12 protein-coding genes and 1 tRNA gene are annotated in these 14,355 nt (G+C 60.5%); 2 read left to right on the top strand and 11 right to left on the bottom strand.

Annotation, left to right across the window (positions count from 1 at the left end; translation table 11 throughout):
* Positions 1–109 precede the first annotated feature (109 nt).
* From RDM88_RS07995 to RDM88_RS07965, 7 genes are all read right to left on the bottom strand, one after another.
* Positions 110–679, bottom strand: a complete 570-nt coding sequence (locus RDM88_RS07995) for a hypothetical protein (protein ID WP_308754334.1) — start codon at positions 677–679, stop codon at positions 110–112.
* Between the two features lie 415 nt (positions 680–1,094).
* Positions 1,095–3,782 carry an EAL domain-containing protein gene (locus tag RDM88_RS07990; RefSeq protein WP_308754336.1) on the bottom strand — a complete coding sequence of 896 codons (2,688 nt, stop codon included), beginning with the start codon at positions 3,780–3,782 and terminating at the stop codon, positions 1,095–1,097.
* 50 nt (positions 3,783–3,832) lie between these two features.
* On the bottom strand, positions 3,833–5,248 hold the full coding sequence (locus RDM88_RS07985; protein WP_308754333.1) for a sensor domain-containing diguanylate cyclase: 1,416 nt from the start codon (positions 5,246–5,248) through the stop codon (positions 3,833–3,835).
* A gap of 479 nt (positions 5,249–5,727) precedes the next feature.
* On the bottom strand, positions 5,728–7,200 hold the full coding sequence (locus RDM88_RS07980; protein WP_308754335.1) for a GntR family transcriptional regulator: 1,473 nt from the start codon (positions 7,198–7,200) through the stop codon (positions 5,728–5,730).
* A gap of 141 nt (positions 7,201–7,341) precedes the next feature.
* Positions 7,342–7,418, bottom strand: a tRNA-Pro gene (locus RDM88_RS07975).
* A 74-nt stretch (positions 7,419–7,492) separates the two neighbouring features.
* A complete protein-coding gene (locus RDM88_RS07970) occupies positions 7,493–7,915 on the bottom strand; it encodes a DNA-binding protein (RefSeq protein ID WP_308754332.1) in 423 nt (140 codons plus the stop codon).
* A gap of 60 nt (positions 7,916–7,975) precedes the next feature.
* Positions 7,976–8,482, bottom strand: coding sequence for a GNAT family N-acetyltransferase (locus RDM88_RS07965; RefSeq protein WP_308754331.1), 507 nt, complete (start codon positions 8,480–8,482; stop codon positions 7,976–7,978).
* A gap of 358 nt (positions 8,483–8,840) precedes the next feature.
* Here RDM88_RS07965 and RDM88_RS07960 point away from each other — a divergent pair, with 358 nt between their 5' ends.
* A complete protein-coding gene (locus RDM88_RS07960; RefSeq protein ID WP_308754330.1) occupies positions 8,841–9,224 on the top strand; it encodes a desulfoferrodoxin family protein in 384 nt (127 codons plus the stop codon).
* Positions 9,225–9,351: 127 nt separating this feature from the next.
* Complete coding sequence (locus tag RDM88_RS07955; RefSeq protein ID WP_308754329.1) at positions 9,352–10,290, top strand: hypothetical protein; 939 nt, start codon at positions 9,352–9,354, stop codon at positions 10,288–10,290.
* 981 nt (positions 10,291–11,271) lie between these two features.
* Here the strand turns inward: RDM88_RS07955 and RDM88_RS07950 are convergent.
* From RDM88_RS07950 to RDM88_RS07935, 4 genes are all read right to left on the bottom strand, one after another.
* Positions 11,272–11,751: an acyl-CoA thioesterase gene (locus tag RDM88_RS07950; protein WP_308754328.1), complete on the bottom strand. Its 480-nt coding sequence runs from the start codon at positions 11,749–11,751 to the stop codon at positions 11,272–11,274.
* Positions 11,752–11,898: 147 nt separating this feature from the next.
* On the bottom strand, positions 11,899–12,270 hold the full coding sequence (locus tag RDM88_RS07945; RefSeq protein WP_101553195.1) for a type II toxin-antitoxin system PemK/MazF family toxin: 372 nt from the start codon (positions 12,268–12,270) through the stop codon (positions 11,899–11,901).
* 218 nt (positions 12,271–12,488) lie between these two features.
* Complete coding sequence (locus tag RDM88_RS07940) at positions 12,489–13,028, bottom strand: hypothetical protein (protein ID WP_308754327.1); 540 nt, start codon at positions 13,026–13,028, stop codon at positions 12,489–12,491.
* A 17-nt stretch (positions 13,029–13,045) separates the two neighbouring features.
* Positions 13,046–14,355 (bottom strand): NAD(P)H-hydrate dehydratase (locus RDM88_RS07935; RefSeq protein WP_308754326.1); only part of this gene is annotated, 1,310 nt, incomplete at its 5' end.

The following is a 14,355-nucleotide window of genomic DNA, read 5'->3' as shown; positions in this document are numbered from 1 at the left end:
ATATCCTCCGCGTATGTAAAGACCGGGATCGTACTCATCAGCACCAGCACCGCCAGAAGCAGCGCGATATGACGCTTCCCGCTGTGTTCTTTTTTCCCCCACAACGTTTTCATTCTTCCGTCCCTCCAAGTCCTTCTGTCCCTTTTATCCGCAGGGATTGCTCTTCAATGTCCAATACGCTCTCCATAAATCCCATCAGTTCCAGCACGCTCCGGAAGCTCTCCTCCCGCTTCCCTTCCAGCCATCTCACGCGCCCCTGCCAGCTGCTGTTCTGCCGCGCGCACACATGCACCGAGAAGGTCGCGCACCGTCCCCAGCCCTTCTGCATCACACGCTCGTTCCACTGCTGGGTCAGCTTTGGCAGGATTTCCTCCTTCATCCGGGTGTACCTCGCCGCTGGGCCCGGTTTTCCGGCCGTGCGCAGCTCGGTGCCCCGCTGGGGGAATTGGAAATAGTCGAAGACGGTATCCAGCTTCATGATCAGGTCGTAAAAACCGGTGAAGGGCAGCTTCTCCACGAAACCGCCGTTATAGAATTCGCCGCTTGCCGTCCGCAGCGGCACGCTGTCCGCCAGGGCCCCCTCCCCAAGACAGCCGCTGATCGTGGTTTCCGTCACCGCATTCACGCATATGATCGTCACTGGGACGTTCCCCAACTGCTGCCTGGACCTCTTTGCCATATCCGATCCTCCGATTTATTACTGATCTCATCGCTCAAAAATGTCTCAAAAAGTACGCTTTTTGTGACCTGTAAGATGAAATAATATCTAAGAATTTGTAAATATTTTTGGTTGTCATCCGCAGGAAAAAATGCTATACTTTTAACAACAATTTCCTATTTAAAAAATTATTGCCTTATTTTATGGAATTATCAGAGAACTTTCCCATGTTTTATAATGTGTACATTTTGATACTATCCCAGTTTTTCCACGTATACCCAAATAAGCCGAAACGGGCCCGATCAGAGATCGGGCCCGTTTCGGCTGTTGGACAATTTTCAATTTGGGTTCGGTTTGTGACTTGCAATCTGGCGGAATTTTCTCAGCAGCTCAAATCTTTCTGTTTCCTCTGCCGGCGGGGCATGCGAAACCGGCGCTACGTTAACGGCGCCTCTTCCCGGACGCTGTTCAAAAACGCGCTCAATTCCTCTTCCGGCATGGGCCGGGCATAGTAATATCCCTGGATGTAATGTACGCCCGCCGACTCTATGAGCTTCTGTTCCGCCTCGGTCTCAACGCCTTCGGCAATCACAGTCAAATCATTGATGATCGCCATTTCCACAATGGAATTCAGGAGGGCGCGCTGCTTCTCGTTGGTCTGTATCTGCTTCGTCAGCGAGCGGTCGATCTTGATGATGTCCACCGGCAGATTGGACAGGTAGTTCAGGCTACTGTACCCCACGCCGAAGTCGTCCAGCGCGATATGGATGCCGGCCTGCCGCAGCAGCTTCAGCGTCTCCGCCGTGTGGTCGATGGCCTGGATCAGGATGCTCTCGGTAATTTCCAGGGTAATCCGGCGCGGGTCGGCGCCGGCCGTGCGAATCAGGCCCAGCAGATGCTCCGCGCTGTTCCCCACCAAAAGCTGCTGCACGGAGAGATTGACGCTGACGCGCCCCAGCCCCAGCGAATCGCCGTGGGTCCGCATAAAGGAGCACGCGGAGCGCAGCACATAATCGCCGAGCTCCTCCACCAGGCCGTTGCGCTCAGCCAGTGAAATGACCTGCCCCGCGGAATAGTAGCCGCCCTGCCCGTCCGACAGGCGGACAAGGGCCTCCACCGCTGAATAGCAGCCCGTTGCCACACATGCCAGCGGCTGATACCACACCTCCAGGGTCTGCTGCTGGATGGCGTCTCTCAGCCGGTGCAGAATGTCCGCCTCCGTCCGCAGCAGCTCATCGAGCGCGTCATTATAGAGGACGATATTCCGGCCGGATTCCTTGGAAAAGCGTATGGCCGACTGGAGATGATCCAGCAGAGCGCCGGGGGTGACGCCGTGCACCGGATACTGGCAGGCCGCAACGCGGACCTGCAGAGGGATGGTGGCGTTTCCAACGGTGATCGGGCTGACAAGGATTTGGTGCAGGCGCGACGCGAGGGCCTCCGTGCTTTCATTGGAGAGCGATATCCCCAGAAAGACATCGCCGTTGATCCGGTATAGGTATGTGCCGAGGGGCCTCGACAGGCGTCTCAGGACCTCGTGCAGGATGGCGTCCCCCACGTCGGTGCTGAACAGCTCGTTATACTGGCTGAACGCGCAGATGTCGACGCAGAAGAGGCTGAACCGCCGCTTGGCGTCATAGGAGATCAGCACGTCGGCATCCCGAAAATATTTGGGCCGGTTTCCCACATGGAACACCGGGTCGCGGTAGACCAGCTGTTCGACACGCTTGCGGTAACGGTTGAGGGCCTTGGACAGTTCCGTCATTTCGCCATCCGTATACTCGTCAAATATGACGGCGGTGTTCCCCTCGACGAGCTGGTTGCACTTTTCCGTCAGCATCCGCGCGGGGGATTCCTCCGCAATTCTGGCGTAATAGGCGTGAAGCAGGCCGGCGACCTCCTCCTCGGCCCGGTCCCTGCCGGGCTGGCAGCGCGCGCATTGATAACGCGCCATCAGGAAGCCCTTTTTGTCATTGATCCGGACCCTCAGCAGGAGCTCCAGGGACAGGCCCTTTGCGAAGTCCTCCCGCTGCCTCTCGCCCATCTCCTCGCGGACGGCAATGATGAAATTCCCCGACCCCAGGCGGCCGGCGATAAAGGGCCTGCGGATATACTCATTTAGGCGCGCGGGAACGCTCCGCAAAAAAGCCGCTTCCTGCGTGGGCCCGATCAGACGGGCGGCCTGGTCGAAGCCCTCCAGCGAGAAGTAGAACAGTATGACGGCGCCCTGGTCCGCGGAGAGCCAGCGGTCCAGTTCAGCGGTGAATCCTTTTTGATTGTAGAGGCCGGTGGCCGGGTCAACGGAATTCTGCCGGCTCTTTTCATGTTCCCGGAGAAAGAGCCGGTGCGCCAGGCCGGCCAGCGCCAGCAGGAGGCAGGCAAACAGCGCGCAGGCCAGTATCAGCCCCGCTTTCTGAGCGGAATTGAACCACCCGTCGACCGGCTGGATGCTGAGGTTCCACTGGCTCGGCAGATAGAAGGTCGATTTTTTGGCCTGGGAAAAATCCACGGCGGGATCGGTGGTCACAATCACCTCTTTGGCGCCGTTCTGCGGTTCCACCCGCCAGAGCTCGTAATCATAACCCTGCGCGGACAGCTCCTTTAAGCCGAGCTGCTCCAGAACATACTCCCGGTCCAGCGCCACGACGACCTCGCCCCGATACGCCTCCCCGTCCACGATCGGCTGAAGGAACAGGAACACCTCCTGCTGCGCCGGGTCATAATCCAGGGTGACCGGGCCCTCCACGATAAGAGCCTTCACCACCTTGGCCAGCGTAAAGGCATAGGAAAATTCCCGCAGATCCCGTCCCACCAAACCGCCATAATCGGCCCTTGGCAGAGCGCTCACCAGGGTATCGCCGTCGAACAGGCAGACATGGCGCACCTCCTCCCGCGCCAGCAGAGGAGCGGCCGCGCGCGCGAACCAGTCTGTTCCGTCCCCGTCCATGACAAGGGCGGTCTGCGCCAGGGCGCCCGCGTCATTCATCGTGCCGTGAAACTGCAGCGTGATCTTTTCCGTGTAATAAAACAGCGTGCTTTCGGCCGCGCTCTGCCGGATCTTTACCATCTCGCCGTGCAGCAGCGTCCCCGCCCCCGCAACCACGGCAAAAATCAGCAATAACACGCCGGCCGAAAGGAGTATCCGGTTTCTGCTGAATCTCTTCATGTTGCCTCTCAATTCCGGTGGATAGAATAATATCCCTTTCCATTCTGCTTCACATAGTAAAGCGCTTCGTCCGCGTCGGAAATCATTTCCTCCAGCTCCATTCCCGGGCGGTATACGGAGACGCCGATGCTGCACTGTACCGGGATGCTTTGGCCGCCGGACTGGACGTCGGTCTGGAGCCGGAGCACAAGCCCCTCCAATACGGCGTTCAGCTCTTCCTCGTCGTCCAGGCCGGTCAGCAGCATCAGGAATTCATCCCCGCCGTAACGGCCCACCACGCCGTCGTATTTCTTTTCGTATTCCCGCAGGATATACCCCACGCTTTTCAGCGCGATATCCCCGCCGTCATGCCCGCAGCTGTCGTTGATGTATTTGAGATTGTCCATATCCACGAAGAAGAGGGCTTTGACCGCCTCCGGGTCCGCCTTTGCAAGCTGCGCGGCGGCCTGATTGAGAAACACGGAGCGGGTGACCACACCGGTCAGGCTGTCGGAAAGGCCGTCGCTGGTCAGTCGCAGGACTTCGTTGAAGTCCACGTCGTCGGGCCGGTTATCCAGATAGATTCTTTTTTCCAATTCCCCGATCGACTGCACCAGCGTGTCCACGACCTCCATCTGCCTGCCGATATAACGCCGCAGGGCCAGCATAAGTCCGACCGCCGCAAGGGCCGTCAGGCAGGCCGTGAGCATCAGGGCGGGAAACGTCTGGAAAAAAAGAGTCTCAAAGCGGACTGTGCACAAAATATCCCAGTTCGTCTGGTCCACCCTCTGGTAGGCGGTATAGCAGAGGCTCCCGTCCCGGAGGCTCCAGTAAGAACCGGGCCGCGCGGCCAAAAGCGCCTCCTCCAGCTTATCCGGCGTGGTGCCGAAAAGCCTGTCGTCCCGCAGCGCGTCCATCACGGAGTCGCCGTAGGTCAGCCCGGCGGAGGAGGACATGACCTGTCCCCCGGAGCCGATCAGCGTCGCGTCGGCGTCGAGGGCGCCGGCCGAAGTCTCCAGAATCTCAACCGCTTCGTCGAAGTAGATGGCGCAGAACAGGCAGCCGGTAATGGCGCCATGCTCGTCAACGAGCGGCACCGCCACGGTGTAGTTGAGGGTCACGCCGTCCGCGCCGGCCGCGAAGCTGTCCGTCACCTGCGTCTGGCCGGTGGAGAACAGCTGCTGCATATAGCCGCGGCTCGCAAGGCTTGCCGGTTCAGAGCCGTCCGAATAGACGAGGATATCCTCGTCCACAAAGCAGATCATCATATACCCAAAATGGGGGCTGATCCGGTCCAGCTTCTTCACCTTGTCAATCGGGGGGATCGTGGGATCGTAGTACTCGGGCAGACTTGCCAGGGATTCCAGCAGGTTCACCGCGCCGGTGACCCTCTGCGATATCTGCGACTGGCTCCAGGAGAGCGCAACCTCCGCGTTTGATTTCATCCGCCTGACGGAGTGCACCGTTCCTCCCAGCATGACAAACAGCAAAACCAGTGCGCAAAACACCGCGTTATACCGCATGATGGAAGAAAAGGATATTTCCCACTTCCCGCCCTTCCCCTTCTTGTTCTGCTTCATAGGTATCTCCATACGCTCCTTTGACGCATCAATATCAAGGTTCCCGCTTTGCCCGGCCGCCGCTCATGGAGGCCAGCGCCGGCGGCGTTTCTCACAGGCATGCCCAGCCGCCAAAGGGTCCTTCCCCTTGGCAGAATATGCACGATTGGGCATCCGCTCTGTCCAAATACATTTCTTGGAACCTTATCAGTATTATTTGACACTACTATACCACTGTTTCTTCAACAAATCAATCATTACAAACAGAAAGCTGCGCCGCTCAAGCATGAGCGGCGCAGCTTTTTTCCTTATCTCCAACCGGTTTCTCCGACGCCCGGAAAGCCGGGAAAGGCAACGCGGAACCTCTATTTCCACAGCGCGCTTCCGTCATAGACCTCCATAGCGGCCTCATAGTAGCCCAGCCGCCTGCATTCCCCGATCACCAGGCGGTAGATGCTCTGAAACGCCGCGGCAGCCTCCCCGGAAAAGGCGGCATAATTTTCCGAGGAGAGCGAATCGATCGCTTTTACGCATTGCTCATGAATTTTGCAGTTCACGGCCGTTTTCTCCGTATGAAGCAGGGCCGGAATGCTGCGGCCGATCCGCAGGTTCCTTTGCAGGAGCGCGTAAACGCCGTTCAATGCGTCGATTCCCGTATGTTCAATGATAAAATCCAGAAGCACGGCGGGGGTCCGCCCGTATAGGTACTCCTCATTCCAAAGCCGGCTGATTTTATTCTTTACCGCCCGTATCTCTTCCTGTGCAATGCGCGGCGCGGCGCACCCGGCCGTTCCCTCGACGGTTAAGGCCAGCAGTTCCAAACTGTCCAGATAGCGGCGGACCTGATTGGCAATCAGGTGGGCGGGAATTTGAATTTTCTTCAATTCCTCAAGCTCCATCTCCACAAAGATGCCATTGCCGCGCACCGTTTTTACAACGCCCCATTCCTGCATCATTTGTATCGCTTTGATGGTCGTATCCGCGCAAACGCCATATTTTTCCTGCAATTCCCTGTGGGTGGGCAGCTTGTCTCCCCGCCTGTACCGCCCAACTGCAATCAGGCCCAAAAGGTCCATATACACCGCCGCATATCTGACTTCGGCGCCCGATAAAAGTTTTTCCAGCCGTTCCCGACCAAGAACCACCGTGGAGTCGGAAGGGGCGTGAAATGCGGGACGGTCTCCATATGTAAATCCATATAGACCCGACATGTCGTCAAAAGGCGCGCTCTCCGGGGCGCCGCCGCTTTCAATGATCCGCATAAATTCCTGAAGCTGTTCGTAATATTTGGTTCGGCACACAGCGTCATCCTGCAGCGGTTTCAGATCGCCAAGGCCCAGACTGTCCACCGCCCGAAGGCTCAGGTCGTTTTCATTTCGTGCAACGAAGAATCTCCAAAAACGTTTCGATAATCTCCAAAACTCGTCAGCGTTTTCAATACGCATATTCTCGAGAATTTTTCGCGGTCTTTCCAGGTCCTCTTTTTGGCAAAGGGATATCCCGTTCTTAATTACGGGGTAACACAACAGCACGCCGGTTTTAAGCACGTCGTCTGTGATCTCGGCGTCTATTTTCTCCAGCGCGAGCACGGCCGTCCGATGAACGGTATTGCAATTATAGCTTATAACCGGGCGCTTTCGCTGCTGCGTGTCGATCAGGCCTTGTTCTTTCAGCATCTTCAATGCGCGCCGGATGGTCTTTTCCGAAGTCCCGAATTCTTCACACAGATTGACGCGGGAGGGGAGGCTCGAGCCTGCCGGCAGCAGCCCGCATTCAATTCTGTTCTTGAGAATTTGAAAAACCCGCTCGTACATCATAATATCATAGCTCAAAACCATCTCGCCTTTCGTCACACGGCCCTATTCTTTTTCAGCCTGTTTCGCCGAGGCCTCCGCATACAATCTATCCATGACAGCCGGGGGCGTAGTGGCGAGAAAATCAAAAAAAATCAGAGCCGTCATATCTGACGGCTCTGATTGTGGTCCGAATAGCGGGACTTGAACCCACGGCCTCTACCACCCCAAGGTAGCGCGCTACCAAACTGCGCCATATCCGGACGGCTATATTATATTAGCATAAACGACAGGTAAAATCAAGAGGGTTTTTCACATTTTTCGCCTCTCAGCCTTCCTATCGGATATCCAGCAGATTCAGGCCCGTCTCTTCGTCGTAGAAGCGGCCGACGCGCCCGTCAAGCGTGCGCAGGAAAAGTTCGGCGGTCGCGCTGACGCGCGCCTCGCTCAGATGCCCGCCGATCACCTGTCCGTCCGCGCGGCCAAAGGAGGCGTGGATATGCAGGTAGGGTTCCCCCTCCAGCTCCGTGACGCTTCCTTCCATGCCGGTCATCTCAAGCGGTTCGTCAAAGACGTTCGGGCAGAAGCGTTTGTTTACAAGATCGTAGACTCCGACCACAATATGGTCCATCGCGCCCAGCCCCGACAGAGTCCCGAGCCGGATCCGCTCGGAGACGCACAGCGCCTTCAGCGCCGCGACCAGCTCCTCCCCGCGTCCAAGGCGGATGGCGTAGGTATCGCCGAATTTTTGAAAAAACATGGCTCTTCCCTCTTTTCAAATGCAAAAGACATGATATAATAACAGTAACCGTTCTGATATTTAACCCTTTATCTCCATCTCAAACACACAGAGTTCCACCGGGAAGCCCGGGCAGGCTTCCCATGTCCGCCTTTCCAGCAGGCGCAGCCCCAGCCGCTCACAGTAGCCGAGGGCGCGGCTGTTTTTCCGGTCCACCACCGCGTAAACGCGGGCGATTCCCCGCGCGGCGCACTCCCTCTCGACAAACTCCAGCATCCCGGCCACCGTGCGGTTTCCGTGATATTCCCCGAGGAGATAGGCATGGTACACCCAGAGGGCGCCCTCCTTTTCCAGAAGGGCGACATACCCGACCTCCGCCCCATCATAGCAGACGAGCCGGTACTCCATATGCTCTTCGTCGATCTGACGGCGGACCGCCTCGGGAGACTGCCAGGTCCGGAGCAGGTAGTCCAGTTCCATCGACCCGTAGGCCTCCCGGTAGCGTTCCGTCCAGATTTCCCGGGCAAGGGCGCACACCGTTTCGATCTGTCCCGGCCGCTTTACCGGGATCAATTCCAGCATCTCCATGCGGTTCCGCCTCCTTCGGCCAGGCTGCCTGCAAACCCGTTCCCCTTTCCACTGATATTATACCACAAAATCCCCCTTGCGTGAAGGGTTTTTCCGGCCGTTCCCACGGGATTTCGATAAAGACAATATTTGCAGACGGGTTGGACATCCTATATTCCGGGCCTGCCGTTCACAAATTTTTCGCCCTTTTTTCATGAAGCGCGGGATCGGATATGTTATGATAGATACAGGCGTTTGACGGGCGCCATCGCGCCCATCGAAACCATATGATTACGTTGACGATGGCAGGTTGCCCTGCCATTTTCAGCCGCGCCGGTTCGGCGCGGCAACAATGCAGACATCAAAGGAGGAACTATCCATGAGCCAGGAACAGAAATTTTTCATCTGCAAACACTGCGGAAACCTTGTCGGCATGATTCACAACGCGGGCGTCAAGATCATCTGCTGCGGCGAGCCGATGACCGAGCTTGTCCCCAACACCACCGACGCGGCGGGCGAAAAGCACCTGCCTGTGGTGGAGGTATCCGGCAAGCAGGTTACCGTATCGATCGGGAGCGTCCCGCACCCGATGGCCGAGGAGCACCATATCGCGTGGGTCTATCTCCAGACCGCCAAGGGCGGCCAGCGCAAGAGCCTGCCGGTCGGCGGCGAGCCGAAGGTCACCTTCCTGCTCGAGGACGACGAGCCCGTCGCGGCCTTCGCTTACTGCAACCTGCACGGTCTTTGGAAAACCGTGGTCTGAGCTGTCAAAGACGGGAGGGCGGCCGAAGGGCCGCCCTTTCTGCACAGGAAAAATCTGGCTTGTGACAACCGGATGATTGTGCTATCGTTGGATTGGAAGCCATATGATGAGACTGGGGGGAATCCTGATGAAATACAATCCTGAAATGGAACGGGTCCACACCGCGGCGATTGCCGCGGAACTGGCCGCGCGGCCGGAGGTGTTCGTCAGCCGGGAGGAGGGCGTGTATTTCCAGAAGATTTCCGCCGTCTGCGACCGGGTTACCGAGCGGCACATCCACATCCTGCTGATCACCGGGCCGTCCGCCTCGGGCAAGACCACGACCGCCAAGAAGATCGCGCACGAGCTGCGTGAGCGCGGCAAGGCGGTCAACCGCATCTCGCTGGACAATTTCTATAAATCGAGCGACGAGCTGCCCCGCTGGGAGGACGGCTACCAGAACTACGAGAGCGTCGAGGGGCTTGACCTCGACTGCTTCCACGAGACGGTGCAGCGGCTGCTCCAGACCGGGCGCGCGCAGTTTCCCATCTTCGATTTCACGGCGAGCCGCCGCTCGGAAAAGACCTTTGAAATTTCCTACGACGAGCACACCTATCTGATCATCGAGGGCATCCACGCCCTCAACCCGCTGCTCACCGACACGCTCGCACCGCACCGCACCGTCAAGCTCTACATCAGCGTGCACAGCGATTTTGTGGACGACGGCGGGCGCGTCCTGCTGGGCGCGCGCGACCTGCGCCTCACCCGGCGGCTGCTGCGCGATTTCTACTACCGGGGCACCGGCGCGGAGGAGACGCTGCAGATGTGGGATTATGTGCTGCGCGGCGAGGACCTCTATATCCGGCCCTTCCGCGAATTCGCGGACGCGCACATCAACTCCACCCACAATTACGAGCCCTTCCTCTACCGAGACACCCTCGCCGGAATGCTGCGGCAGACCGGCCCGGACTCCCCCTACCGCGAGACGATCGACCGGCTGACCGATTCCGCCCGACATTTCTTCGGCATCGACCAGGCGCTGGTTCCCAAGACCTCCCTCATCCAGGAGTTCATCAAGCGGGACTGACCGGCCGTTTCACACGAAAAATTCGAGACCTCCCCGGCGTAAATGCCGGGGAGGTCCTTTTGTTTCCTTCCGGGTGATTGAAAAAGCCGCGTGGATATGCTATGCTTATTTTCGACAAATTTCGACATCCGGGAGGGCATCTCATGTTTGGGCTGATGGGCCTGTTCGGCGCCGCCTGCATCCTGTGGGGCGCCGGCGCCTACCTGCGGCTTTTCCTTCGGCGTCCGCGCTATGACGACCCGCTCGCCCACGCGCAGGCGCTTTCCCTTTCCCGCACGCTCGACCGGCGGCTCGAGGCCTCCTCCCTGCGGCGGGTCGTCTGGCTCAAATTCTACGCCAACATGCTGCTTCCCTTCTGGGGGATCGCAGGCGGACTCCTGCTCGGATACGCCGTCCTTTCGGGCGCGGCCCTCTCCCCGGGCGCCGCCGTCTGGATGGCGGCGGGCGGCTGCGCGCTGGCGAATCTGCTCTTCCTGCGCTTTTACGACCGGCTCTCCTTCTGGGTCAACGCGGCGGCCTGTCTCGCACAGGCGGCCGCCTGCTTCTTCGCGCCGCCCGGCGGTCTCTTCCCCCGGCCGCCCCTGTGGGCCGCCGTTGCCGCCGCCGCGCTGTGCGCCTGCAACCTCGCCTACTTCTGGAGGCGGCGCGCCCTCTTCTCCCCCGCCGCCGGGGAGCCCGGCGAATGGGACGGCGCGCTTCCCGCCGGGGAACCGGAGGCGCTCACCATTCCGGAAGCCGCCGCGTTTTTCCGCGAGGTCCCGGACGGCGCGCCGCCCGGAACGCCCATCCGCAAAGGTCCCGCCCCGGCCGCGCGTGCGACGGAGGAGGGGCCCGCCCCGTCAGCCTCTCCCGCCGCCCGGCTCGACTGGCTGCTCGACCGCGGCGCGGCGCCCACGCAGGATGATTTGCCGCGCGCCCAGCGGATCCCCCTGCGCGCCCGGGCGAACTGCCGGGAAGCGCCCGTCCCCGCACGTGCGGCGTTCAGAACTGTTCGATGCGGCGCTGGAGCCTCAGCTCGGTGCGGCGCGCGCCCGCGTCCCACTCGGCGCGTTCCTCGTCCGTCTCGGGGACCAGGCGGGGCACCGGCGTGGGGCGCTCGTGCGAGTCGAGCGCGACGAGGGTGAAATAGGCGCGGTTCACAAGCTCCTTCGTCCCGTCCAGCCGCTCGACGAACGCCTCCACCCGCACCTCCATCGACGTGACGCCCACGTGGGTGAGCTGTCCGATCAGCAGGACGGTGTCGTTGGCGTAGGCGGCCTTTTTGAACTGGAGGTTGTCGATCGAGACGGTCGTGACGTCCCGGTGGGCGTGCCTGCGCGCCGTCACCGCCGCCACCACGTCCATCCACGCCACCAGCTTGCCGCCGAAGAGACGGCCGTTGCCGTTGGTATAGCCCGGCATGACGATCTGTATCTGCTCGGTGCGGGATTCCGAGACCCGGTGTTCCGAAAGGTTTTCCATAACTGACGCCTCCGTTATTTTTGTGGTTTCATCTTAACAGCTTCCGCGCGCCTGCGCAAGCGGACGCCCCGCCGGGGAGACCCCGGCGGGGCGTTATATGGCCGGCAGCAACCGCCGGCGCTCTATAAAGACAGCTCGCCCACGCGTTTATGTAGGCGTGAACTGGCTGCCCGTGTCGCCCAATCCGAAACTGATCGAAAGGGCATGGTTGATCTGTCCCATCGAGCCGTCGTCGAGGCGGCCCATCTTCTCCTTGAGGCGCTTTTTGTCAATGGTGCGGATCTGCTCGAGCAGCACCACCGAGTCCTTCGACAGGCCGCACCCGTCCGAATGGATTTCGATGTGGGTGGGCAGTTTGGATTTTTCCTTCTGGCTGGTGATCGCGGCGGCGATCACCGTGGGGCTGTAGCGGTTTCCGACGTCGTTTTGAACGATCAGCACCGGCCGCACACCGCCCTGTTCCGAGCCTACTACCGGGCTGAGATCGGCGTAGTAGATCTCTCCCCTTTTTACGGTCACGTCCATCACTCTCCGTGGTTATGGGCGGGCGAGCACGCCGCCCGTATTCGCATTTTTAACGCGTTATCCTGCACCGATATTTTGAACCTCCAGGGCATGGTTTAAACAGCGCGGGGGAAAAATGTTCCCGCGCCTTTACCATTCTATTTCCGGGCGCGTCTTTTTGACAGCAAAAACGGCCCGCACCTTACGGTGCGGGCCGTTTGAAACCTGCCGGTTCATTCGAGAATCCTGAAATTCAGAATCTCCGCCTCGAAGTCGTTCTGCGGAATCGAAAGTTTCAGGATATTTCCGTTTTCCCCGTCGATCACGAGCGAGAACTCCCCCTCCTCGATCGCGCCCGTCACGACGAGCTTTCCCTCCCGTTCCTCGAAACGCACACCCTGGTCGTTCAGCGCGGCGTTGAGGGCCGAAAGGATCATCTTGGAGGCGGCCTTGCCCGGGACGCTGTCGGGCGTGAAGTCAAAGCTGAGGTCCCCGTACTGGACGGTCACCTTGTCGGTAAAAAAGGTCATCTTGATGTCCCGGATACTTTCGGGCGACTGGAAGGTCACAACCGCGCAGTTCATCGGCTTTTTGTAGATCGTCATCTCCGTCTCCAGCTCGCCGTAGCGGACCCTGGCCGTGGTCTGGAACGACTGGCTGAGGTTCTGACGCATCCGCTCCGCCGCCGACTCCTCCCGCTCCTTCGCGCCGCAGCCCGCCGCGCCCAGCAGCAGCGCCGCCGCCAGCAGGATACCGAACACCCGTTTCATCATCGGGACTCCTCCTTTGTTTACCGGTCGTTATCCGCGAACACGCGCGGGAGCGCGTCGATCACGTCGCGGGAGAGCATCGCGTATTGGGAAAGCTCGCCTGCGGCGTAATCGCCCGCCATGCCGTGCAGCCAGACGCCGCAGGCGGCGGCCTCCTCCGGGCTCCTGCCCTGCGCGGCGAGCGCGGCCACCAGCCCCGCGAGCACGTCTCCGCTGCCCGCCTTGGCGAGCCCCGCGTTGCCCGTCGTGTTGATCCACACCCGGCCCCCGGGCGCGGCGGTCAGCGTGTGGGCGCCCTTGAGCGCCACCGTGACCCCGTACTCCTGCGCGAACGCCCTGCCTGCGGTCAGCGCGTCCGGCTTGAGCTGCTCGAGCGGCAGCGTCGTCAGCCGGGAGAGCTCCATCAGGTGAGGCGTGAGGATGATCTCCGCCTTTTTGTCCTTCAGTATATCTATATTCCGCGCAAGCGCATTTATACCATCCGCGTCGATGACAAGCGGACAGGAAACCTGCCGCACGAGCTCGCAGACGATGCGGCAGGCGTCCGGCCCTGTGCCCAGGCCGTTTCCTGCCAGCACCGCCGTGCTGCGTTCCGCCGCCTCGAGCAGCGCGTCCATCGCCTTGCAGGAGAGGGTTCCGTCCGGGTTCTGCGCTAGCGGCAGCAGCACCGCCTCGGGCAGCATGGGCAGCACGGTGCGGCAGACCTCCTTGGTGGAGGCGAGCGTCACGTAGCCCGCGCCGGAGCGCATCGCGGCGAGTGTCGAGAGCACCGCCGCCCCCATGTACCGCTGGGAGCCCGCGACGTTCAGAAGCTTGCCGTAATCCCCCTTGTGGCTGTCGCGGCGGCGGCGGGGCAGCCGGTCGAAGACCCAGCCGCGGTCGACAAGGGTGAAGAGGGGGGACACCCCTTCGTGCGCCTCGGACGGGATGCCGATGTCCGCGACGACCACCTCGCCGCAGAATTCCGCGGCGGAGGGCATCGCGGTGGCGGGCTTGTCGCTGTCGAAGACGACCGTCATTCCCGCGCGCACCGCGCAGGGGTCGGCCTCCCCCGTGTCGGCGTTTACCCCGCTGGGGATATCGAGCGCGAAGACCTGCACGCCCACGCCGCTGATCAGGCGACAGATGTCCCGGTGGCGCTCGTCGAGCTCTCCGTGGAAGCCGGTTCCGTAGATCGCGTCGACCAGCAGGTCGGTCGAGGCGAGCCGCTCGGTCAGGTATTCGGGATCGTCCCCGTAGCCGACGACCGCGATGTCCATCACGCCGATCCGCCGGAGCATCTCGGCGGCCTCGGGCGTCCTGGGGTCCCCGTCGGTCAGCACGACCGCGA

The sequence above is a fragment of the uncultured Anaerotruncus sp. genome (assembly GCF_902490045.1).
GTDB lineage: Bacteria > Bacillota > Clostridia > Oscillospirales > Ruminococcaceae > Anaerotruncus.
This window is presented reverse-complemented; position numbering and strand designations above follow the sequence as displayed.

What these genes read in the sequence shown, in the direction of transcription:
- RDM88_RS07995 (WP_308754334.1), bottom strand. Translation starts at nt 679, where the DNA reads ATGGCAAAGAGGTCCAGGCAGCAGTTGGGGAACGTCCCAGTGACGATC.
- RDM88_RS07985 (WP_308754333.1), bottom strand. Translation starts at nt 5,248, where the DNA reads ATGAAATCAAACGCGGAGGTTGCGCTCTCCTGGAGCCAGTCGCAGATA.
- RDM88_RS07980 (WP_308754335.1), bottom strand. Translation starts at nt 7,200, where the DNA reads ATGGTTTTGAGCTATGATATTATGATGTACGAGCGGGTTTTTCAAATT.
- RDM88_RS07970 (WP_308754332.1), bottom strand. Translation starts at nt 7,915, where the DNA reads ATGTTTTTTCAAAAATTCGGCGATACCTACGCCATCCGCCTTGGACGC.
- RDM88_RS07965 (WP_308754331.1), bottom strand. Translation starts at nt 8,482, where the DNA reads ATGGAGATGCTGGAATTGATCCCGGTAAAGCGGCCGGGACAGATCGAA.
- RDM88_RS07960 (WP_308754330.1), top strand. Translation starts at nt 8,841, where the DNA reads ATGAGCCAGGAACAGAAATTTTTCATCTGCAAACACTGCGGAAACCTT.
- RDM88_RS07955 (WP_308754329.1), top strand. Translation starts at nt 9,352, where the DNA reads ATGAAATACAATCCTGAAATGGAACGGGTCCACACCGCGGCGATTGCC.
- RDM88_RS07950 (WP_308754328.1), bottom strand. Translation starts at nt 11,751, where the DNA reads ATGGAAAACCTTTCGGAACACCGGGTCTCGGAATCCCGCACCGAGCAG.
- RDM88_RS07940 (WP_308754327.1), bottom strand. Translation starts at nt 13,028, where the DNA reads ATGATGAAACGGGTGTTCGGTATCCTGCTGGCGGCGGCGCTGCTGCTG.